General features: G+C 40.8%; 10 protein-coding genes. 6 read left to right on the forward strand and 4 right to left on the reverse strand.

Annotation, left to right across the window (positions count from 1 at the left end):
• Positions 1–91: 91 nt before the first annotated feature.
• The gene (locus NSTC731_RS30835; protein ID WP_445628267.1) at positions 92–1,498 is read left to right on the forward strand and encodes a collagen-like protein; all 1,407 of its coding nucleotides are present in this window, start codon (positions 92–94) and stop codon (positions 1,496–1,498) included.
• Positions 1,499–1,501: 3 nt separating this feature from the next.
• On the opposite strand, the gene NSTC731_RS30840 is transcribed toward NSTC731_RS30835, so the two are convergent.
• The 3 genes from NSTC731_RS30840 to NSTC731_RS30850 all read right to left on the reverse strand — a co-directional run bounded on the left by NSTC731_RS30840 (position 1,502) and on the right by NSTC731_RS30850 (position 5,531).
• On the reverse strand, positions 1,502–2,062 hold the full coding sequence (locus NSTC731_RS30840) for a nitrate transporter (protein ID WP_445628268.1): 561 nt from the start codon (positions 2,060–2,062) through the stop codon (positions 1,502–1,504).
• 519 nt (positions 2,063–2,581) lie between these two features.
• The gene (locus NSTC731_RS30845; protein WP_445628269.1) at positions 2,582–3,757 is read right to left on the reverse strand and encodes a patatin-like phospholipase family protein; all 1,176 of its coding nucleotides are present in this window, start codon (positions 3,755–3,757) and stop codon (positions 2,582–2,584) included.
• Between the two features lie 454 nt (positions 3,758–4,211).
• Entirely contained in the window at positions 4,212–5,531 is a 1,320-nt protein-coding gene (locus NSTC731_RS30850; protein ID WP_334700157.1) for a dihydroorotase, read from the reverse strand.
• Positions 5,532–5,970: 439 nt separating this feature from the next.
• Between NSTC731_RS30850 and lepB the strand changes: the two genes are divergently transcribed.
• From lepB to NSTC731_RS30875, 5 genes are all read left to right on the forward strand, one after another.
• Positions 5,971–6,612 carry a signal peptidase I gene (gene lepB, locus NSTC731_RS30855; RefSeq protein ID WP_445628270.1) on the forward strand — a complete coding sequence of 214 codons (642 nt, stop codon included), beginning with the start codon at positions 5,971–5,973 and terminating at the stop codon, positions 6,610–6,612.
• A gap of 293 nt (positions 6,613–6,905) precedes the next feature.
• On the forward strand, positions 6,906–7,691 hold the full coding sequence (locus NSTC731_RS30860; protein WP_445628271.1) for an MOSC domain-containing protein: 786 nt from the start codon (positions 6,906–6,908) through the stop codon (positions 7,689–7,691).
• Positions 7,692–8,224: 533 nt separating this feature from the next.
• The gene (locus NSTC731_RS30865; RefSeq protein WP_445628272.1) at positions 8,225–11,944 is read left to right on the forward strand and encodes an ATP-binding protein; all 3,720 of its coding nucleotides are present in this window, start codon (positions 8,225–8,227) and stop codon (positions 11,942–11,944) included.
• On the forward strand, positions 11,941–13,776 hold the full coding sequence (locus NSTC731_RS30870) for a GGDEF/EAL domain-containing response regulator (RefSeq protein WP_445628273.1): 1,836 nt from the start codon (positions 11,941–11,943) through the stop codon (positions 13,774–13,776). Before NSTC731_RS30865 ends, NSTC731_RS30870 begins: the two co-directional genes overlap by 4 nt.
• Before the next feature lie 267 nt (positions 13,777–14,043).
• Complete coding sequence (locus NSTC731_RS30875) at positions 14,044–15,519, forward strand: hybrid sensor histidine kinase/response regulator (protein ID WP_445628274.1); 1,476 nt, start codon at positions 14,044–14,046, stop codon at positions 15,517–15,519.
• A gap of 117 nt (positions 15,520–15,636) precedes the next feature.
• Here NSTC731_RS30875 and NSTC731_RS30880 read toward each other — a convergent pair whose 3' ends face one another.
• On the reverse strand, positions 15,637–16,311 hold the full coding sequence (locus NSTC731_RS30880) for a response regulator (protein WP_445628275.1): 675 nt from the start codon (positions 16,309–16,311) through the stop codon (positions 15,637–15,639).
• Between the last annotated feature and the right edge of the window lie 110 nt (positions 16,312–16,421).

Raw genomic sequence — 16,421 nt, forward strand, 5'->3', positions numbered from 1 at the left:
GTGAGTGTAAAGTCACTGGACAAGAGGGAGCAAATTGTTGAAAGTCAGCGTCAGCAGTAGATAATTCAACTAAAGTTTTAGGTGTAAATAGATGCACAATGGTTTTAGGAGTAAACTGCCACTACTGCTGACATTCTGCTTATTTACTAGCTTTTTGCCTGCCTCTGGCTCAGTTTTATGTCCAGCCCTTGCCTCTGAAGAATACTATAAAGCAGCTAGAAATTATGGCAGAGATGGACGTGCCGGAACCGATGGGCGATCGGGTAGAAATGGTAGCAGCGGTGAAAACCAAAATATTTTTGTCAATGGTTCACCTGTAAATCTTGACTTGTCGGGCAAAGATGGTGAAGACGGGGAAGACGGGGAAGATGGTTATCAACCTAACTGTGGTTCCCAACGCGGCGATCGCGTCAGCCATGATATAAACGCACCAGATGGTGGTAACGGTGGTAATGGTGGCAAAGGAGGAGATGGGGGAAATGGTGGTTCCCTGACAGTGTATTACAGCAATTTGGCAGACTTACGGAATCTTTCTGTGCGGGCAACTGGTGGAGAAGGTGGGCGCGGCGGTAGAGGTGGTAGGGGTACGGAAGGCTGTAACTGTCACAGACGAAGATGGGAAGTAAAAACCTGCCAGGGAACTCCTGGTAGCCCTGATTACAAGTGTACTGAAAAGGTTTATCGATGTAGCGATGGTAGCGATGGGCGAGATGGCAGCGATGGTAGCGATGGTAGCCAAGGGCGCTTAGGAATTTTAAGTATTGTTAATAGCAAGGAACCTTTGGCAGCTGATACTCCAACTGTGCAGCTAGCAATGTCGGAACTGGTAAATAAACAGTTCCACCTCTCCAAGAATAAGTGGAATCAACGCACAGGCGCAGCTTCTCTACTTGCACCTGGTTCTGCGATCGCCGATGATTACCGAGAGTTTGAACAGCGTCTAGAAGAAGCTTTTCAAATAGTTTGGCAAGAAAGACAACCTATTACCAGCTTTGGCAATCAAGCCGTAACATTAAATTTAACTGATAACAAACAAGTAGAAATTACTTTTTCTGAGGAATTATGGGTTGAAGGTAACAGCAAAAGTGAGGCTAACTTAACAACATTTACCGTTAACCATGCCATTCCCAAAAAAGATGTCACTCGGTTAGCTGTGGCAGAGTTTGCCGATGCCGGACAAAACCTCAACTTAAAAATAGTCGATTTGGCAGCCAAGTCTGATGCTATTAATACTCAATTTCGCGTCAAATTCCGGGCCCAAGATAGTTCGCACGGTTTTTCTGGCTACAAAACTGAATTTGAAGGGGATATTCCCACAGAACTTGTGACTCGTGACTACAACCGTTTTACTCTAGCTTTGGGCAAGCTTAAAATTCCTGACGACGCTTTACGCCCTGGTGTCAACGTTGATATTGAAGTCGTAGCAACTCGTTCTTTAGGAATACGTTCTGCCAAGCAAACTATTAGCTGGCAGGGTGCAATCCGCAAGCCTAGATAAACTTTAAGAAGATTTTTTCCCATCTGAAACCATTTGCGAGAGAATATAGGCTGCAAAATCCAATAACTGATCCAGCAAAAAGCCAATGATACCGATGTATAAGATTTCCTGGATTATGTAATCAGTATTGCTAGCTTTATAAGCATCCCAGAGGGTAAAGCCAAGTCCTCTTGGGCCTGTTAACATTTCTGTGGCAATAACGATAAACCAGGCTACCCAAATGCTAACTTTCAAGGCATGAAATATATGAAAAATAGCTACTCGAAAGTTATTATTCTGTCTCTTGAAATGCCGCATTCCTATTGCTGTATTAATAATCATTGTCCAGAGAGTGCCCACAAAAACTACTACAATAGCAGCCGAGTCGCTCTCTTGAAACGCGATCAGAGCAATAGGTAGCAAAGCTATAGGAGGGATACTATGTGGTATCTGAAATATCAGCCGAAATAGCTGATAAACCATGCTATTTATGCCGATTAAATATCCAATGAAACCACCCAATACAACTGCTGGAATATAACCAACAAATAACCGTTGCAGGCTAGCTAAAATGTCTAAAAACATATTATTTTCTCTGCCTCAGTTCTCATGGAAAACATTCGGTAAATACTGCGGCAACAACACAAAACAGGGCTGAGAAAAATGTATTGGATGACACATTCTATTTTGTTGCTAAATTTTTTTTATATCTTCTCCTCGTTAATTATTAATTAGAAAACTTAGGTGTTATTACGATGCGATCGGAGTAGTACAAAGAAGAGGTAAAGCTTGACTTGACTAAACTTTATCAGAAATACAAAGTTTAATTAGTAAATTAAATACAATTTCTATAATTTATCAAATAAGGCAGTTATTGCTAGAGCTTACGTGCGTAGTTTACCACCGTAGGTCTTACCCTGAGCCTGTCGTACTCCTTCGGAGAAGCAAGCTACGCGGAGCGTCTCGTAGAGAAGGGCATCGCTCCTTGATTATCTAAGCTGATGGAACGAGCCAGAAAAAGTCTTGAACGACATATAAAAATCAATTGGATGGGTATCCAAACCCCAACCAATTGTAGACACTTGTAAATAATGACACAGATGGCTAGTTATCTTTAATAAAAGACGCGATCGCCTTTTTTATTGGAGAACCGGAATCGTCTCTGGTGTAATACGTAAGACCTTGATCGATGAATGCAGAGGTAGTATCTATTAACTGCTGAATAATCTTGGAATTAGTATTATCTATTTCTTCAGTTACTTTTTCCCCTGTAAATTTATTTTTCCGCTCTTCTGGAGGTAAGACAATGCGAGGATCTTTATAAGTCTCTTTTGGTTTGGGTTTAAATGTCTCATTTAAGTCAAACTGAAGACGTAAGTAACGTTTAGACTCATATCCACCCATAATTTGTCGGCAAATCGTACTATCAATCTCAGATGTAGGTTCCATGAAGATGTTAGTAAGATTTTTGATCCAGTCTAAACCTCTCCATTTACTTATTTGCTTATATTGATATGGTTGACCAGTTTGACCTGTGCCAATAGAAAGGATAGAAATATCTTCTAATCGCAGATTATTTAGTTTATATTGTTGCTTGATTTCTGGAGATACTGAAGACTGGCTAATCCTCATCGCTAAACTCAAAGCTGCAAGAGCAGGGTTATTAGCAGAAACTCCTCCATCAATGTGTGGGAATTCCCAGTCACCAAATTTTTGTTTATCTACAGGTTCTAATTTATATGGTGGAAAAAAAGTAGGTGCTGAGGCAGAAGCGGTACATATTTCCCATAAATAACAGTCATCGTACCATCTGTCTCCTAAATCGGGATGACAATTTGTAAAAAAGGTTGTGTTGCGATATAGCGTATCGTAAGCAAGAATCAAAAGAATAGGTTTTTCGATATCCTTGATTCTTGTGGATTTATAGGCATCTTTGAGGACACTAGTAATTCCATCATGAGAATATTTAGATGGAGAAAATACCTCAATAATTGATTTGATGATAGACGGAAAATTTTTGTAGCGCTCTTTTATCTCCAGAGGGAATATATCTTTACCTCTATTTTTATACATTTTAATGAGTTCATCGCTCTGCTTTCCAATAGCAATTCCTCCTGCTAATATCGAACCAGTAGAAGTACCAGCAACCATGTCAAAGTATTCGTGTAAAAACTCTCCTTTTCCCTGATTTCTGATTTCTTGTTCTACTTGTTGAAGTATTCGTGCTGCAACTATTCCACGAATACCGCCACCGTCTAAAGCCAAAATTTTGAAGGACATAGCAATTCTCTTTGATTATTTCTGTGGACAAGCATCATGAGATGAATCACAATCCGATTCCATTAGCTTGTTTACTCTTATCCGACTTATTCGATTTATCCGACTGGAAGAATACCTAAGTTTTTTTTAAACGAAGTGCCTTCTCTACGAGACACTACCTATAGCTAGCTTTTGCGTAGAGGGGGTACGCATAGCATTGGTGTTAACTTAACGTGAAAGAGATGCGATGAATCGCCTTAACGTGAAAGAGACGCGATGAATCGCCGTCTCTACAATAGTCAATCTTTCGTCTTGACGGCGATTTATCGTGTCTTTGTGATATTTAACTTGAAACACTTAAAGATAGCAAAGTTCTACGTTGTGAGGTCAAAAAATATCCCACCCACGCAATCTGGCGTGAAGGGTGGGGAGGAATATATCTTATGTAGTTGCTGTAAAGTTAAATGAATATTTGCTACAAGAAAGTTAAAGCTTGACCCCGCACTTGCGTATTTACCTGGCCTTTGTCATAAACTATTTCACCGCCGACAATGGTGGTTTTAGCCCAGCCGGTTAGGTTCCAGCCTTCAAAAGGACTCCAATGGCATTTGGTTAAAAGTTCCTCGCGCTGTACTGGGCGGTATGTGTTTAAATCTACAAGCACTAAATCGGCATCATAACCAGGGGCGATCGCTCCCTTATTCGGAATACCATAAGCTACAGCTACAGCTTTAGACATCCAGTTCACAACTTGAGCCACAGTACACTTGCCCTCCATCGCCGCAGTTAACATCAAAGCGAGGGAAGTTTCCACCCCAGGCATTCCTGAAGGGCTATTGGGGTATTCTTGAGCTTTTTCTTCTAAGGTGTGCGGTGCGTGATCTGTCGCGATGAAATCAATCACACCATCGCGCAAAGCTTGCCAGAGAACTTCGTTATCGTGGGGCGATCGCAAAGGTGGATTCATCTGTGCTAATGTGCCAATTGTTTCATAGGCACTAGTATTTAATAACAAATGCTGTGGTGTCACCTCTGCTGTCACCCAACTCGGTTTCTCCTGACGCAGCAAATCTGCTTCTTCGGCAGTTGACATGTGGAGAATATGCAGACGACGTTGATATTTTTGAGAAAGTTTTAATGCTAGTTGGGTTGCCAGCAACGCCGCTTGATTATCTTGAATTTGCGAGTGAACGGCTGGATCGTGAATGTTGGCAAATTCTTGACGGCGTTGGTTGATTCTAGCTTGATCTTCGGCATGAACGGCAATTAAGCGATCGCCTTTGGCAAAGATCGCCTCCAATGCTGTTTCGCCATCAACCAACAACTGACCATGCATCGACCCCATGAAAATCTTAATTCCCGGTGTTGGCTTTGCTAAAAGCAAATCTGGTAAATTCTCTGCTGTTGCCCCAATAAAAAAGCCATAATTAACTAAGGATTTGTGTGAGGCCCGTTCTAGCTTGTCGTCTAAAGCCTGTTGTGTCGTAGTTAGGGGGCGCGTATTGGGCATTTCTAAAAAAGAAGTGACTCCCCCTTTAGCACAGGCACAACTGGCGGTGAATAAATCTTCCTTGTGTTCTAGTCCAGGTTCTCGGAAATGCACCTGCGGATCGATAACTCCTGGCAACAAAGTTAAGCCTTCTGCGTCAATTTCAGTGACTAGTGCTGTTTGGGAGATTTCTGGCGCAACTTCGACTATTTGGCGATCGCGCGTCAACACATCCCCAACCATCAGTTCACCATCGGGTAAGATTATGCGAGCGCGGCGAATCAGTAACATTTTTGGAGATGACATAGGGATAACCAAGTTTAGACAGCGAGCTATGTATTACAGAGAACCATGCTTTTAGGTTAAACTTATTCGCGATCGGAGTAACCAATTTTTGCCGCACCTTAAAAAAAAGTTTATTTTTAACAACAGAGGCAGCAGGAGTTTAAGTCCCCCACAAAATCTCCGATTTGGTGGACTGCAATTAGATAAAGTTGAACGCAAAAGCGTCTCATATAAAAGCCTCATCTAAATTCAAACCTCCTGCCCCCTGCCCCCTGCCCGGTTGTTGAGCGTAGTCGAAACACTGCCCCCTGCCTCCTTCCTCCTTCCCAATCCACAATCTAAAATTGGTAGTCAAGATGCAAACATAATTAGGAAATTAAAATTTTCCCGTTAAGATTAACAAATAAAGTCTCACTAGGCGAGTTAATTACCTACGTCTTTCGTTAAGTTAAGTAATTTCATGCATAATCAAGTGTCTGATAACAACTCTAGTCAACAACCCGATAATTCCTGGATCGCAGAGCTAGGTAGAACAATTGTATTGAGCATCGTTCTAGCTCTGGGAATTCGTACCTTTGTTGCTGAAGCACGCTGGATTCCTTCTGGCTCAATGGAACCAACTCTGCATGGTACGCCAAACCAGTGGGAGGCAGACAAAATTATTGTCGATAAGTTGAAGTATAAATTTGCTGACCCACAGCGGGGAGATATAGTAGTATTTTCACCGACGAAAGAGCTACAAAAAGAACAATATCAAGATGCTTTTATTAAACGTATAATTGGCTTACCTGGAGAGAAAATACAACTTAAGGATGGCAAAGTCTATATCAACGACAAACCTCTCCCAGAATCTAATTACCTCAGTTCTGGGCAGACTACAGTTATTGATGTTTGCCAATCAGGACCACAGCCACCTTTTTTGGCCAAACCCCAGACTATACCAGCCGATTCATATTTAGTACTGGGTGATAATCGTAACAGTAGTTATGACAGCCGTTGCTGGGGTGTTGTCCCTCGCCAGAATATCATTGGACGTGCTGTAGTTCGCTTCTGGCCTTTAAATCATGTTGGCGGAATCGATAAATCGCCAATATATCCATAAATTAACAAACAATATTGCTCAAATAGCTGATTAACAAAAGAATTTTAGATTTTAGATTGGGGACTACTAAATCACCAATCTAAAATCCAAAATCCGTCTTGAAAAATTCAGTTCGCTCTTTGCAAGATACTGCGACTTTTCGCCAAATCTCAAATCGAAATATTGCTATGACCGAAAACGACTGATGATACAAAGCAACTAAATTTATTTATGGGTGTCTAAAATGTTTTGATTTTGAATACTTCGACAAGTTCAGTACAAGTTTTGAAATTTTGAATTCGGAGCGAAGCGACGTGACGCCTTACCTAGCTAAGATTTTACTGTATCCAGTTAAATCACTGGATGGTGTTGAAGTTGAGAACGCTAGAGTTCTTGCCAGTGGCGCACTAGAGTATGACCGCGAGTTTGCCCTTTTTGACGAACAAGGTAGATTTGTCAATGGTAAGCGTCATGCTAAAATCCATTTAATAAGGGCACATTTTGCACTCTTAAATAGAACTATCTCGTTGCAAATTCCCGATCGCAACTTACAACAAATTTTTCACCTGGATGAGGAACGGCAAGCCTTAGAAGCAACTTTAAGTGATTATTTTGAGTTTGCTGTCACATTGAGACAAAACTCTTTAATGGGTTTTCCTGACGATACACACTCACTTGGCCCAACAGTAATTAGTACGGCCACATTGGCAGAAGTAGCTTCTTGGTTTCCTGGTTTAAGTGTAGATGAAATGCGCCGTCGGATGCGTGCCAACATCGAAATTGGTGGTGTACCAGCATTTTGGGAAGATCGGCTATTTAGCGAACAAGGTGATTTAGTCTCTTTTCGAGTGGGAGATGTAGACTTTTTTGGGGTTAACCCATGTCAGCGTTGTATAGTCCCAACACGCGATTCTTACTTAGGGAAAGTTTACCCAAATTTTCAAAAAATCTTTACAACCCAGCGACAAGCAACTTTGCCAAATTGGGTTGCTTCATCGCCTTTTAATCACTTTTATCGATTGAGTATTAATACTCAACTCTCCCCATCATCAGCCGAAAAAATTTTACAAATTGGTGATGAAGTTGACATAAATGTATAACAAAGTTAACATGTTGTCAAAATAAAAAATACAAAGTAAATTTTCTTGGATTTTTTTTGTTTATGCTGTGTATTTGCATAACAATTCTAAAATTGCTGTAATTAAATATAAGTTCTTGTACAAGTCCAGGGGTTTCCAGACCAGAAAATCAATACATCAACAATTAAAAATTAAATTTAGGATTGGGTGTTAATGGCGACCTGAATTTTAGAATGGCATACTGGAGCTTATTGGTTAAATTTCAGTTCATCTGAGAAAATTTGTGGAAATATTGCCAGATAAAACTGAGCAAATTTAAGTGCAATCGCCTACCCACGTAGGCAATTTCTATAGTGGACAACTCCTGTGCAAAGTTTGAAAATTAGACGTTGGAGGAAGTTAGCCAGTCAAACAATTATAAATATTTCGTACTATTTTATACTAAAAATATAAAATTTTCATAAAGAGCCATGTCTGCCGTAATTATACTTATATAGAATGTAGCTAGCACGGCAAAATGCACCTAGTAGATGCTGGGGAAGAATAAAACTAAAATGTTATCCAAACTTCAGCCCGTCAAATCATTTAATCGCTTAGTTGGCAAAGTTTATGCCAAGATGCCCCTGAGATATGTTCTGATTGTGCCTTTTATCTTGCAAATTTGTGGTGCGGTGGGACTTGTGGGCTATCTTTCGTATCAAAACGGGCAAAAAGCGGTAAGGGAGCTTGCTACTCAATTAGAAAATGAAATCTGCGATCGCATTGAACAGCATCTCGATAACTATTTAACAACCCCAAAGCAAATTAATCAAATCAACTTAGATGCAATTGAGCTAGGTTTGCTCAACCTTTCGGACTTTCAAACCACCGGCAATTACTTTTGGAAACAAATGCAGGTTTTCAATGTTGGCTACAACAGCTTTGCCAATCCCAAAGGTGAATTTATTGGTGTTGAGCGTCTAGATAATGGCCAGCTCTTAATTAATGAAGTTAGCGCCAAGCGTGGTACAGGCAAACTCTATGTTTATCCTACAGACAAGCAAGGAAATCGCCGCCATTTACAGCAAGTCAAAAATTACGATCCTCGCTTAGAAGCTTGGTATACAGATCCAGTCAAGATAGGCAAACGAGTTTGGAGTCAAATTTATCAATGGGAAGATAAACCAGAAGTTTTATCGATATCTTCCAGCTATCCTGTTTACGATAAAAATCGTAAATTTGTTGGAGTGATTAGTGTTGATTTGCTCTTATCACAAATTAGCAAGTTTTTAACTAAGTTAAAAATCAAAGAGTCGGGTAAAACTTTTATTTTAGAGCGTTCTGGTTTCATAGTGGCTTCTTCTACTAGCGAGTCACCATATACGATCGTTAATGGTAAAGGAAAACGTCTATCAGCATTAGATAGTCAAAATCCTTTAATTAAACTCACTACACAGTCTTTGATCGAACGCTTTGGTAGTCTGAAGTTAGTTGTGGGGAAGCAACAGCTAAGTTTTACTGCCAATGGAATGCGTTATTTTGTACAGGTAAAAAGCTGGAGGGACGAACTGGGTTTAGATTGGCTAATCGTGGCGGTGATTCCCGAAGGCGAATTTATGGAGCAAATTAATGCCAACACCCGCATCACTATTTTGCTGTGCATAGTTGCTTTTTTAGTGGCTACAAGAATTGGGATTTTGACTGCTCGTTGGATAATTAAACCGATTTCACAATTAAACAGATCGGCAAAGAAAATTGCTGAAGGTGAATGGGAGGAAACACCAGATATTCAGCGTTCCGATGAACTGGGAGAACTAGCTAAATCATTTGAAACTATGGCAAAGCAACTCCAAGCATCCTTTAGCGCTTTAGAAGCAAAGAATGCCCAGATGCAAGTTTTAAATGAGGCGCTATCTCATAATCAGAATCAGCTAACTCAATTTTTAGAAGCCATACCAGTCGGTGTATTTATCATCAATGCTGAAGGTAAACCTTATTATACAAATCAGATTGGGCAGCAAATTCTCGGTCAAGGAGCAATCGCAGAAGTTAAAGTCGAAGAATTATCAGAGATATATCAAGCTTACCTAGCCGGGACAGATCGACTTTACCCCAGCGATCGCTTGCCGATTTTGAGAGCATTGCTTGGGGAAAGCATCAGGGTTGATGATATGGAAATTCGCTATTGTGGAAAGATTACTCACATTGAGGTTTTAGGAAAGCCAATTTATGATGAATCAGGGAATGTGGCTTTTGCGATCGCCACATTTTTTGATATCACCCAACGCAAACAAACAGAAAAGTTATTAGCGGAATATAATCGCACCTTAGAGGCTCAAGTCAAAAAACGTACTGAAGAGTTCCAGCAAGTTATTCAGCAACTGCAAATCACCCAAGCAGAACTGATTCAATCGCAAAAAATCGCTGCACAGGAACAACAAGCAGCTGTTCGGGAAGCGGCGCGAAGTGCTGCCGCCAACCTCGCCAAAAGCGAATTCCTGGCTAACATGAGCCACGAACTGCGTACCCCACTCAATGCCATTCTTGGTTTCACCCAAGTCATGAGTCGAGATTATTCGCTATCTAGCGAACATCAAGAAAACTTGGCAATAATTAATCGTGCTGGCGAACATCTACTCAAATTAATTAACGACATTCTCGAAATGTCTAAAATCGAAGCTGGCAAAATAACTTTAAATTCCAGCAGCTTTGACTTAATTCATTTATTGAAAAACTTAGAAGAGATGTTGCACTTGCGTGCTGCATCTAAAAATTTAGAATTACTGTTTGAATATGCGCCAGATATTCCTAAATACATAGAAACTGACGAAAATAAACTGTGTCAAGTATTGCTCAACCTCTTGGGAAATGCGATTAAATTTACCGAGAAAGGGAGTGTGACGCTACGGGTGAGACTAGGAGCAGGGGAGCATACAACTCTTAGAGAGGCTACGCCAACGACTACGCTCAGTAACCGGGGGAGCAGGGGAGCAGGGGAGCATACAACTCTTAGAGAGGCTACGCCAACGACTACGCTCAGTAACCGGGGGAGCAGGGGAGCAGGGGAGCCGGGGGAGCAAAATCTTTCTTATCCTTCTCTTCTGTGCTTTGAGGTACAAGATACTGGCTGTGGTATTGCCCCACAAGAACTTGACTTGCTGTTTGAGGCTTTTGAGCAAACTGAAATCGGCAGAAAATTTCAACAAGGAACAGGACTGGGTTTAGCGATTAGCCGTAAATACGTGCAACTGATGGGAGGAGATATTACTGTCAGCACGATGCCTGGTGTCGGTAGTACATTTGCCTTTGATGTTCAGATTGCTCTAACTTGCCCCAGAGAAATTCCAATCAACCAAATAAAATCACAAATTAGAGCTTTAGCACCTAGTGAAAAAGTATACCGTATCCTAGTAGTTGACGATTCCAAAGAAAGTCGTATATTGCTAATTAAAATTCTCACAGCTCTTGGCTTTGAAGTTAATGAAGCTACAGATGGTAGTGAAGCGATCGCTAATTGGGAATCTTGGCAACCACACCTGATTTTTATGGATATGCGAATGCCAGTTATGGACGGTTACGAAGCCACAAGAATTATTAAAGCTAGAGAAATCGGGCATGGGACAGCCAATACGTCGCGGAGGTTCCCAAAATTTAAACAACCGATACCATTGGGGAGCCAGTACCTTGCTGAGGAGTTAACCGATTCCGGCGAGGGTGAGGTTCTGAAAGTTGTATGCAAATCTTCTACACCCGAAACAAATGGTGTTATAGAAAATAATGCTTCTGATGCGTCCACTTGGCGATCGCGGATGCCAACAGCCTTGGCTCCCCCTTACGACTCCTCTAGAACAATGCCAGATCGCTGCAATACAAATACAATCATTATTGCCCTAACTGCTAGCGCCTTTGAGGAAGAACGCCAGAAAATTTTGTCCATTGGCTGTGATGATTTTATTCGCAAGCCATTCAAACAGGAAGTATTATTGGAAAAACTAAGCAAACATCTGGGTTTAAAATATACCAATCAAGTAGAAACCACAAACACAGTAGTTGTCGATCGAGCTACACAGATTTTTGTAAGTGTTGCCGAACTCCTGGGTCAATTATCACAAATGCCACCTGAGTGGCTCCAACAGGTTCACTATGCCGCAGCCAGCTGTAGCGATGAACTGATTTTAGAGTTACTCAAACAAATTCCATCAGATAATGCTCAAGTTTTCCAAGTTCTCAGGGATTTAGCAAATAACTACCAGTTTGAGAAAATCATGGAATTGACTACAATAAACTTAGAATGAATTACGAGCATTTAGACCCTAATAAAAAAGATATTTTGATCGTTGATGATATGGCGGATAACCTCCGGGTTTTATCCTCCATATTGACAAGGGAAGGGTATAACGTTCGTAAAGCTTTGAACTGGCAAATGGCACTGACAGCAACTCAAACATTATTACCTGATTTGATTCTACTCGATATCATGATGCCAGAAGTAGATGGGTATGAAATTTGCCAGACCTTTAAAGCTTGGGATCTAACAGCCGATATTCCAGTAATTTTTATTAGCGCTTTAGATGATGTTTTTGACAAAGTTAAAGCCTTTAAAGTGGGAGGTGTTGACTATATCACCAAACCTTTTGAGTTTCAAGAAGTTTTAGTGCGCGTGCAAAATCAACTAGCATTGAGATCGGCGCGATTAGAAATATTGAAATTAAATGTTGAACTAGAAGATCGGGTAAAACAACGGACTGGAGAGCTAGAAAAAACTCTCCAAAAACTTCAACAAGAAATCGATTCCCGCCAGAAATTGCAAAGTCAACTGCTAGATATAGCACTGCATGATTCCCTGACTGGATTATCAAACCGAGTTTTGTTTATTAGGCGACTAGAAAATGCTCTAAATCGCGCCAAGCAAGAATCTAGTTATCAGTTTGCAGTACTTTTTTTGGACTGCGATCGCTTCAAAGTTGTTAATGATTCTCTTGGTCATCTGGTAGGAGATGAATTGCTGATAGCCATTGCTCACCGCTTACAAACATGTATTATACCTGTTGATACTTTAGCACGATTGGGCGGGGACGAGTTTGGAATTCTCCTAGAAAATATCCCAGATATCAATATAGCAATCCAAGTTGCCGAAAGGATTTTGCAACAGTTATCACTTGCTTTTCAACTGTCAAGATATGAAGTATTTATGAATGCCAGTATTGGCATTAGTTGGGGCAATAAAGATTACGATCGCCCAGAGTATTTGCTGCGAGATGCTGATACAGCAATGTATCGGGCTAAGGCTCAAGGAAGGGCCAACTATCACGTTTTTAATCCAGCAATGCATCAGGAAGCGATTCAGCTTTTAGAGTTAGAAAATGACTTGCGGAGGGCTGTGGAAAGGCGAGAATTCCTCGTTTATTATCAGCCAATTATTTCCCTGGTTACAGGCAGAATTTCTGGATTTGAAGCCTTGGTGCGCTGGCAACATCCGATTCGTGGTTTGGTTTCTCCCATAGAATTTATTCCTGTAGCCGAAGAAACGGGTTTAATTAATGCGATCAATACTTGGGTATTACAGTCAGCTTGTCATCAATTAAGCATCTGGCAACATAATCCAGTCACACCAGAACCTCTAACTATGAGCGTCAATTTGAGTGCAAGATTATTTTTGCAGCCGAATTTTCTAGAACAAATTGACCGAATAATTTATGAAAATCAAATAAATCCCGCATACTTAGAATTAGAAATTACTGAAAGTGTAATTATGGAGAATACTGATGCGATAAAAATAATTCTGGAACAACTAAAGCAGCGAAAAATTAAGTTAATTATGGATGACTTTGGTACAGGATATTCCTCTTTAAGTTATCTGCACAGCTTTCCTTTAAATGCACTTAAAATTGATAAATCTTTCGTCAAGCGGATGCAGGATAACAAAGAGAATATGGGGTTAGTACCAGCAATGATTGGTATTGCGAACTCAATGGGGATGAGTGCGATCGCTGAAGGTGTCGAAACACAAGAACAGTTAGCCCAATTGAGAAGTTTAAACTGTAATTTTGCCCAAGGATATTTATTTTCTAAACCCATAGAACAACGACTGGCTGTTGAGTTGCTCGCTTCAGCACCTCAATGGTAGCTATCAAGTAGCACCTGGAAAAAATTTCATTTTCGATCCTTGGCTAGATAATCTGTGAGTGCTATTTATTACAATCATGACAACAATTCATCATGTTGCCAAAGGTGATAAGTGGCTAATAGCTTCGATAATCTGCAAAACTCTCCAGCCACGTGAGAGTTAAACTATAAATATAAGTATTTCGGTGAAATCGGTCAACAAATTTTAGGGTGATTTCAAAGAAGGATTTACTATCCTTAATAATTATACGCGTAACTTTGATCGATAATGCATTTTAATCAAACTAACCATCAGAAAAGAAATATTTTGGTGGTCGATGATACCCCAGATAATCTGCGGCTTTTATCAGCGATGTTGACTGCACAAGGTTTTGAAGTTCGCAAAGCCTTAAACGGTAAAATGGCACTGACTGCATGTCAAATGGTTTTGCCCGATGTGATTTTGCTGGATATCAATATGCCAGGTATGGATGGCTACCAAGTTTGTCAACAACTAAAAGCTGACCATAAAACTAGTGAAGTCCCAGTAATTTTTATTAGCGCTCTGGATGATGTTGTCGATAAGGTAAAGGCATTTGATGTTGGTGGTGTAGATTATATTGCCAAACCTTTTCATGGTGCAGAAGTGGTGTTGCGAATTGAAAATCAGATTAATTTACGCTTGCTCCAAGTTAAACTGCAAGAACAAAACTTTTTACTCCAACAGGCTCTTGACGACTTGAAAGCCTCTCAAGTTCAACAAATTCAGAACGAAAAGATGGTGGCGCTGGGACAGTTAGTAGCTGGACTGGCTCATGAGATTAATAACCCGATCAGTTTTATTTATGGAAATCTCCAATATGCTGGCCAATATGTAGAAGACCTAGTGAAGATAATTGAGGTTTATCAGCAAGAATATCCCAAACCCACACCAAAAATTCAGCAGATAGCCAGAGATATAGACTTGAATTTTATCATTAAGGATCTGCAAAATCTGATAGGTGCAATGTATAGAGGCTCCGATCGCATTCAGGAAATTGTACTGGCGCTACAACATTTTTCTCGGCATGATGAAGCAGAGATGAAACGGGTCAATATCCATGAAGACATCGAAAACACTTTAGTGATGTTACAACATCGGCTCAGAGAAACAGCCAATCGTCCGGCAATTGTTGTAGTGAAAGATTATGGTAACTTGCCCCTAGTCACTTGTTATGCGAGTGAACTCAATCAAGTATTTATGCATTTGTTGAATAATGCGATTGATGCAATAGAAGAGGGAGTAGAGAACGGAAAGTGGAGAGCAGAAAATCAATTTCCAGATGAAGCAATGGGGAATGAAGCATGGGGAATAGGGAATCAATCTTCTCCTCCCCAAATTTGGATTCATACAGAGGTGACAGACTTGAACGTAGTCAAAATTGCGATCGCTGATAATGGTCTTGGTATTGAAGAGTCGTTGCGATCGCGTTTATTCGATCCATTTTTTACCACAAAACCTGTGGGCAAAGGTAGTGGACTAGGATTATCTATTAGCTATCAGATTATCGTCCAAAAACACCGAGGAAATATAAGCTGTAACTCATCTGTGGGCAAAGGAGCAGAGTTTGCGATCGAAATTCCCATAGAGCAGCCTGATATCTCATCGCAATTTTCAAAATCCGAAAAGGGATTGGGACTGGGGATTAGGGAGATGGAGAGCAGAGAAGCAGAGGAGCAGGGGAAGCAGGGGAGCAGGGGAGCAGAAGAGAATAATAATTCCTGACAAATGACAAATGACAAATGACCAATACTTCTCTACGAGAGGCTGCGCCAACGACTACGCTCAGTACAAGTGACCAATGACCAATGACAAATGACCAATGACAAATGACCAATAAATCTAATTAATCAACAATTCTGGTGCTACCAATCCTTTTTGAATAGCTAAGACTGCGGCTTGAGTGCGATCGCGTACTTCTAGTTTTTGTAAAATAGCATGGACATGAACCCGCACAGTACCAGGGGCAATGTAGAGAATTTCAGCAATTTCTTGATTGCTTTTGCCAGCTGCTACCAGTGCCAAAATTTCTTGCTCCCGCTTCGTTAAAGGATTTTCTAGAGATTCCTCAGTTTTTGCAGACTGCACCGCTATCGAATTGCCCTCAAAAGCGGCTCTAATTTCAGTTGTTGCCGTTTGATCCCACCAAGAAGCGCCCGCAGCAACCGATCGCACTGCTAATATCAAAGACTCAGCCGGAATACCTTTAAGACAGTAACCTTGCGCCCCGGCAGCAATTAACCGCGAAATCAGTGGTTTTTCAGAACGAGACGTTAAAACGAGAACTGGTAAATTTGGGTGCTTCTGCTTGATTTGGCGACAAGCCTCAATCCCGCCAATCCCTGGTAAACCTATATCCAGCAACACCAAATCCAGAGGATAGTGATTGGCTAATTCTACAGCTTGTTCCCCATCTTCCGCTTCTGCAACAATCTCCAAACTGGTTTCTTGTTGCAACCGCATCCGTAAACCAAGCCGAAACAATTCATCATCTTCAACTAGTAAGATTTTTGTCATTGGTAATTGGGCATTTGGTATTTGGCATTTGGCATTGGGCATTGGGCATTGGGCATTGGGCATTGGGCATTGGGAAAGAGGAGGCAGGGGGCAGAAGTTTTTTAATGCAT

Source organism: Nostoc sp. DSM 114167 (assembly GCF_052692655.1).

Bases quoted from the DNA above. Each gene is read 5' to 3' on its own strand.
- NSTC731_RS30835 (WP_445628267.1), top strand. From the start codon at position 92: ATGCACAATGGTTTTAGGAGTAAACTGCCACTACTGCTGACATTCTGC.
- NSTC731_RS30840 (WP_445628268.1), bottom strand. From the start codon at position 2,062: ATGTTTTTAGACATTTTAGCTAGCCTGCAACGGTTATTTGTTGGTTAT.
- NSTC731_RS30845 (WP_445628269.1), bottom strand. From the start codon at position 3,757: ATGTCCTTCAAAATTTTGGCTTTAGACGGTGGCGGTATTCGTGGAATA.
- NSTC731_RS30850 (WP_334700157.1), bottom strand. From the start codon at position 5,531: ATGTCATCTCCAAAAATGTTACTGATTCGCCGCGCTCGCATAATCTTA.
- lepB (WP_445628270.1), top strand. From the start codon at position 5,971: ATGCATAATCAAGTGTCTGATAACAACTCTAGTCAACAACCCGATAAT.
- NSTC731_RS30865 (WP_445628272.1), top strand. From the start codon at position 8,225: ATGTTATCCAAACTTCAGCCCGTCAAATCATTTAATCGCTTAGTTGGC.
- NSTC731_RS30870 (WP_445628273.1), top strand. From the start codon at position 11,941: ATGAATTACGAGCATTTAGACCCTAATAAAAAAGATATTTTGATCGTT.
- NSTC731_RS30875 (WP_445628274.1), top strand. From the start codon at position 14,044: ATGCATTTTAATCAAACTAACCATCAGAAAAGAAATATTTTGGTGGTC.
- NSTC731_RS30880 (WP_445628275.1), bottom strand. From the start codon at position 16,311: ATGACAAAAATCTTACTAGTTGAAGATGATGAATTGTTTCGGCTTGGT.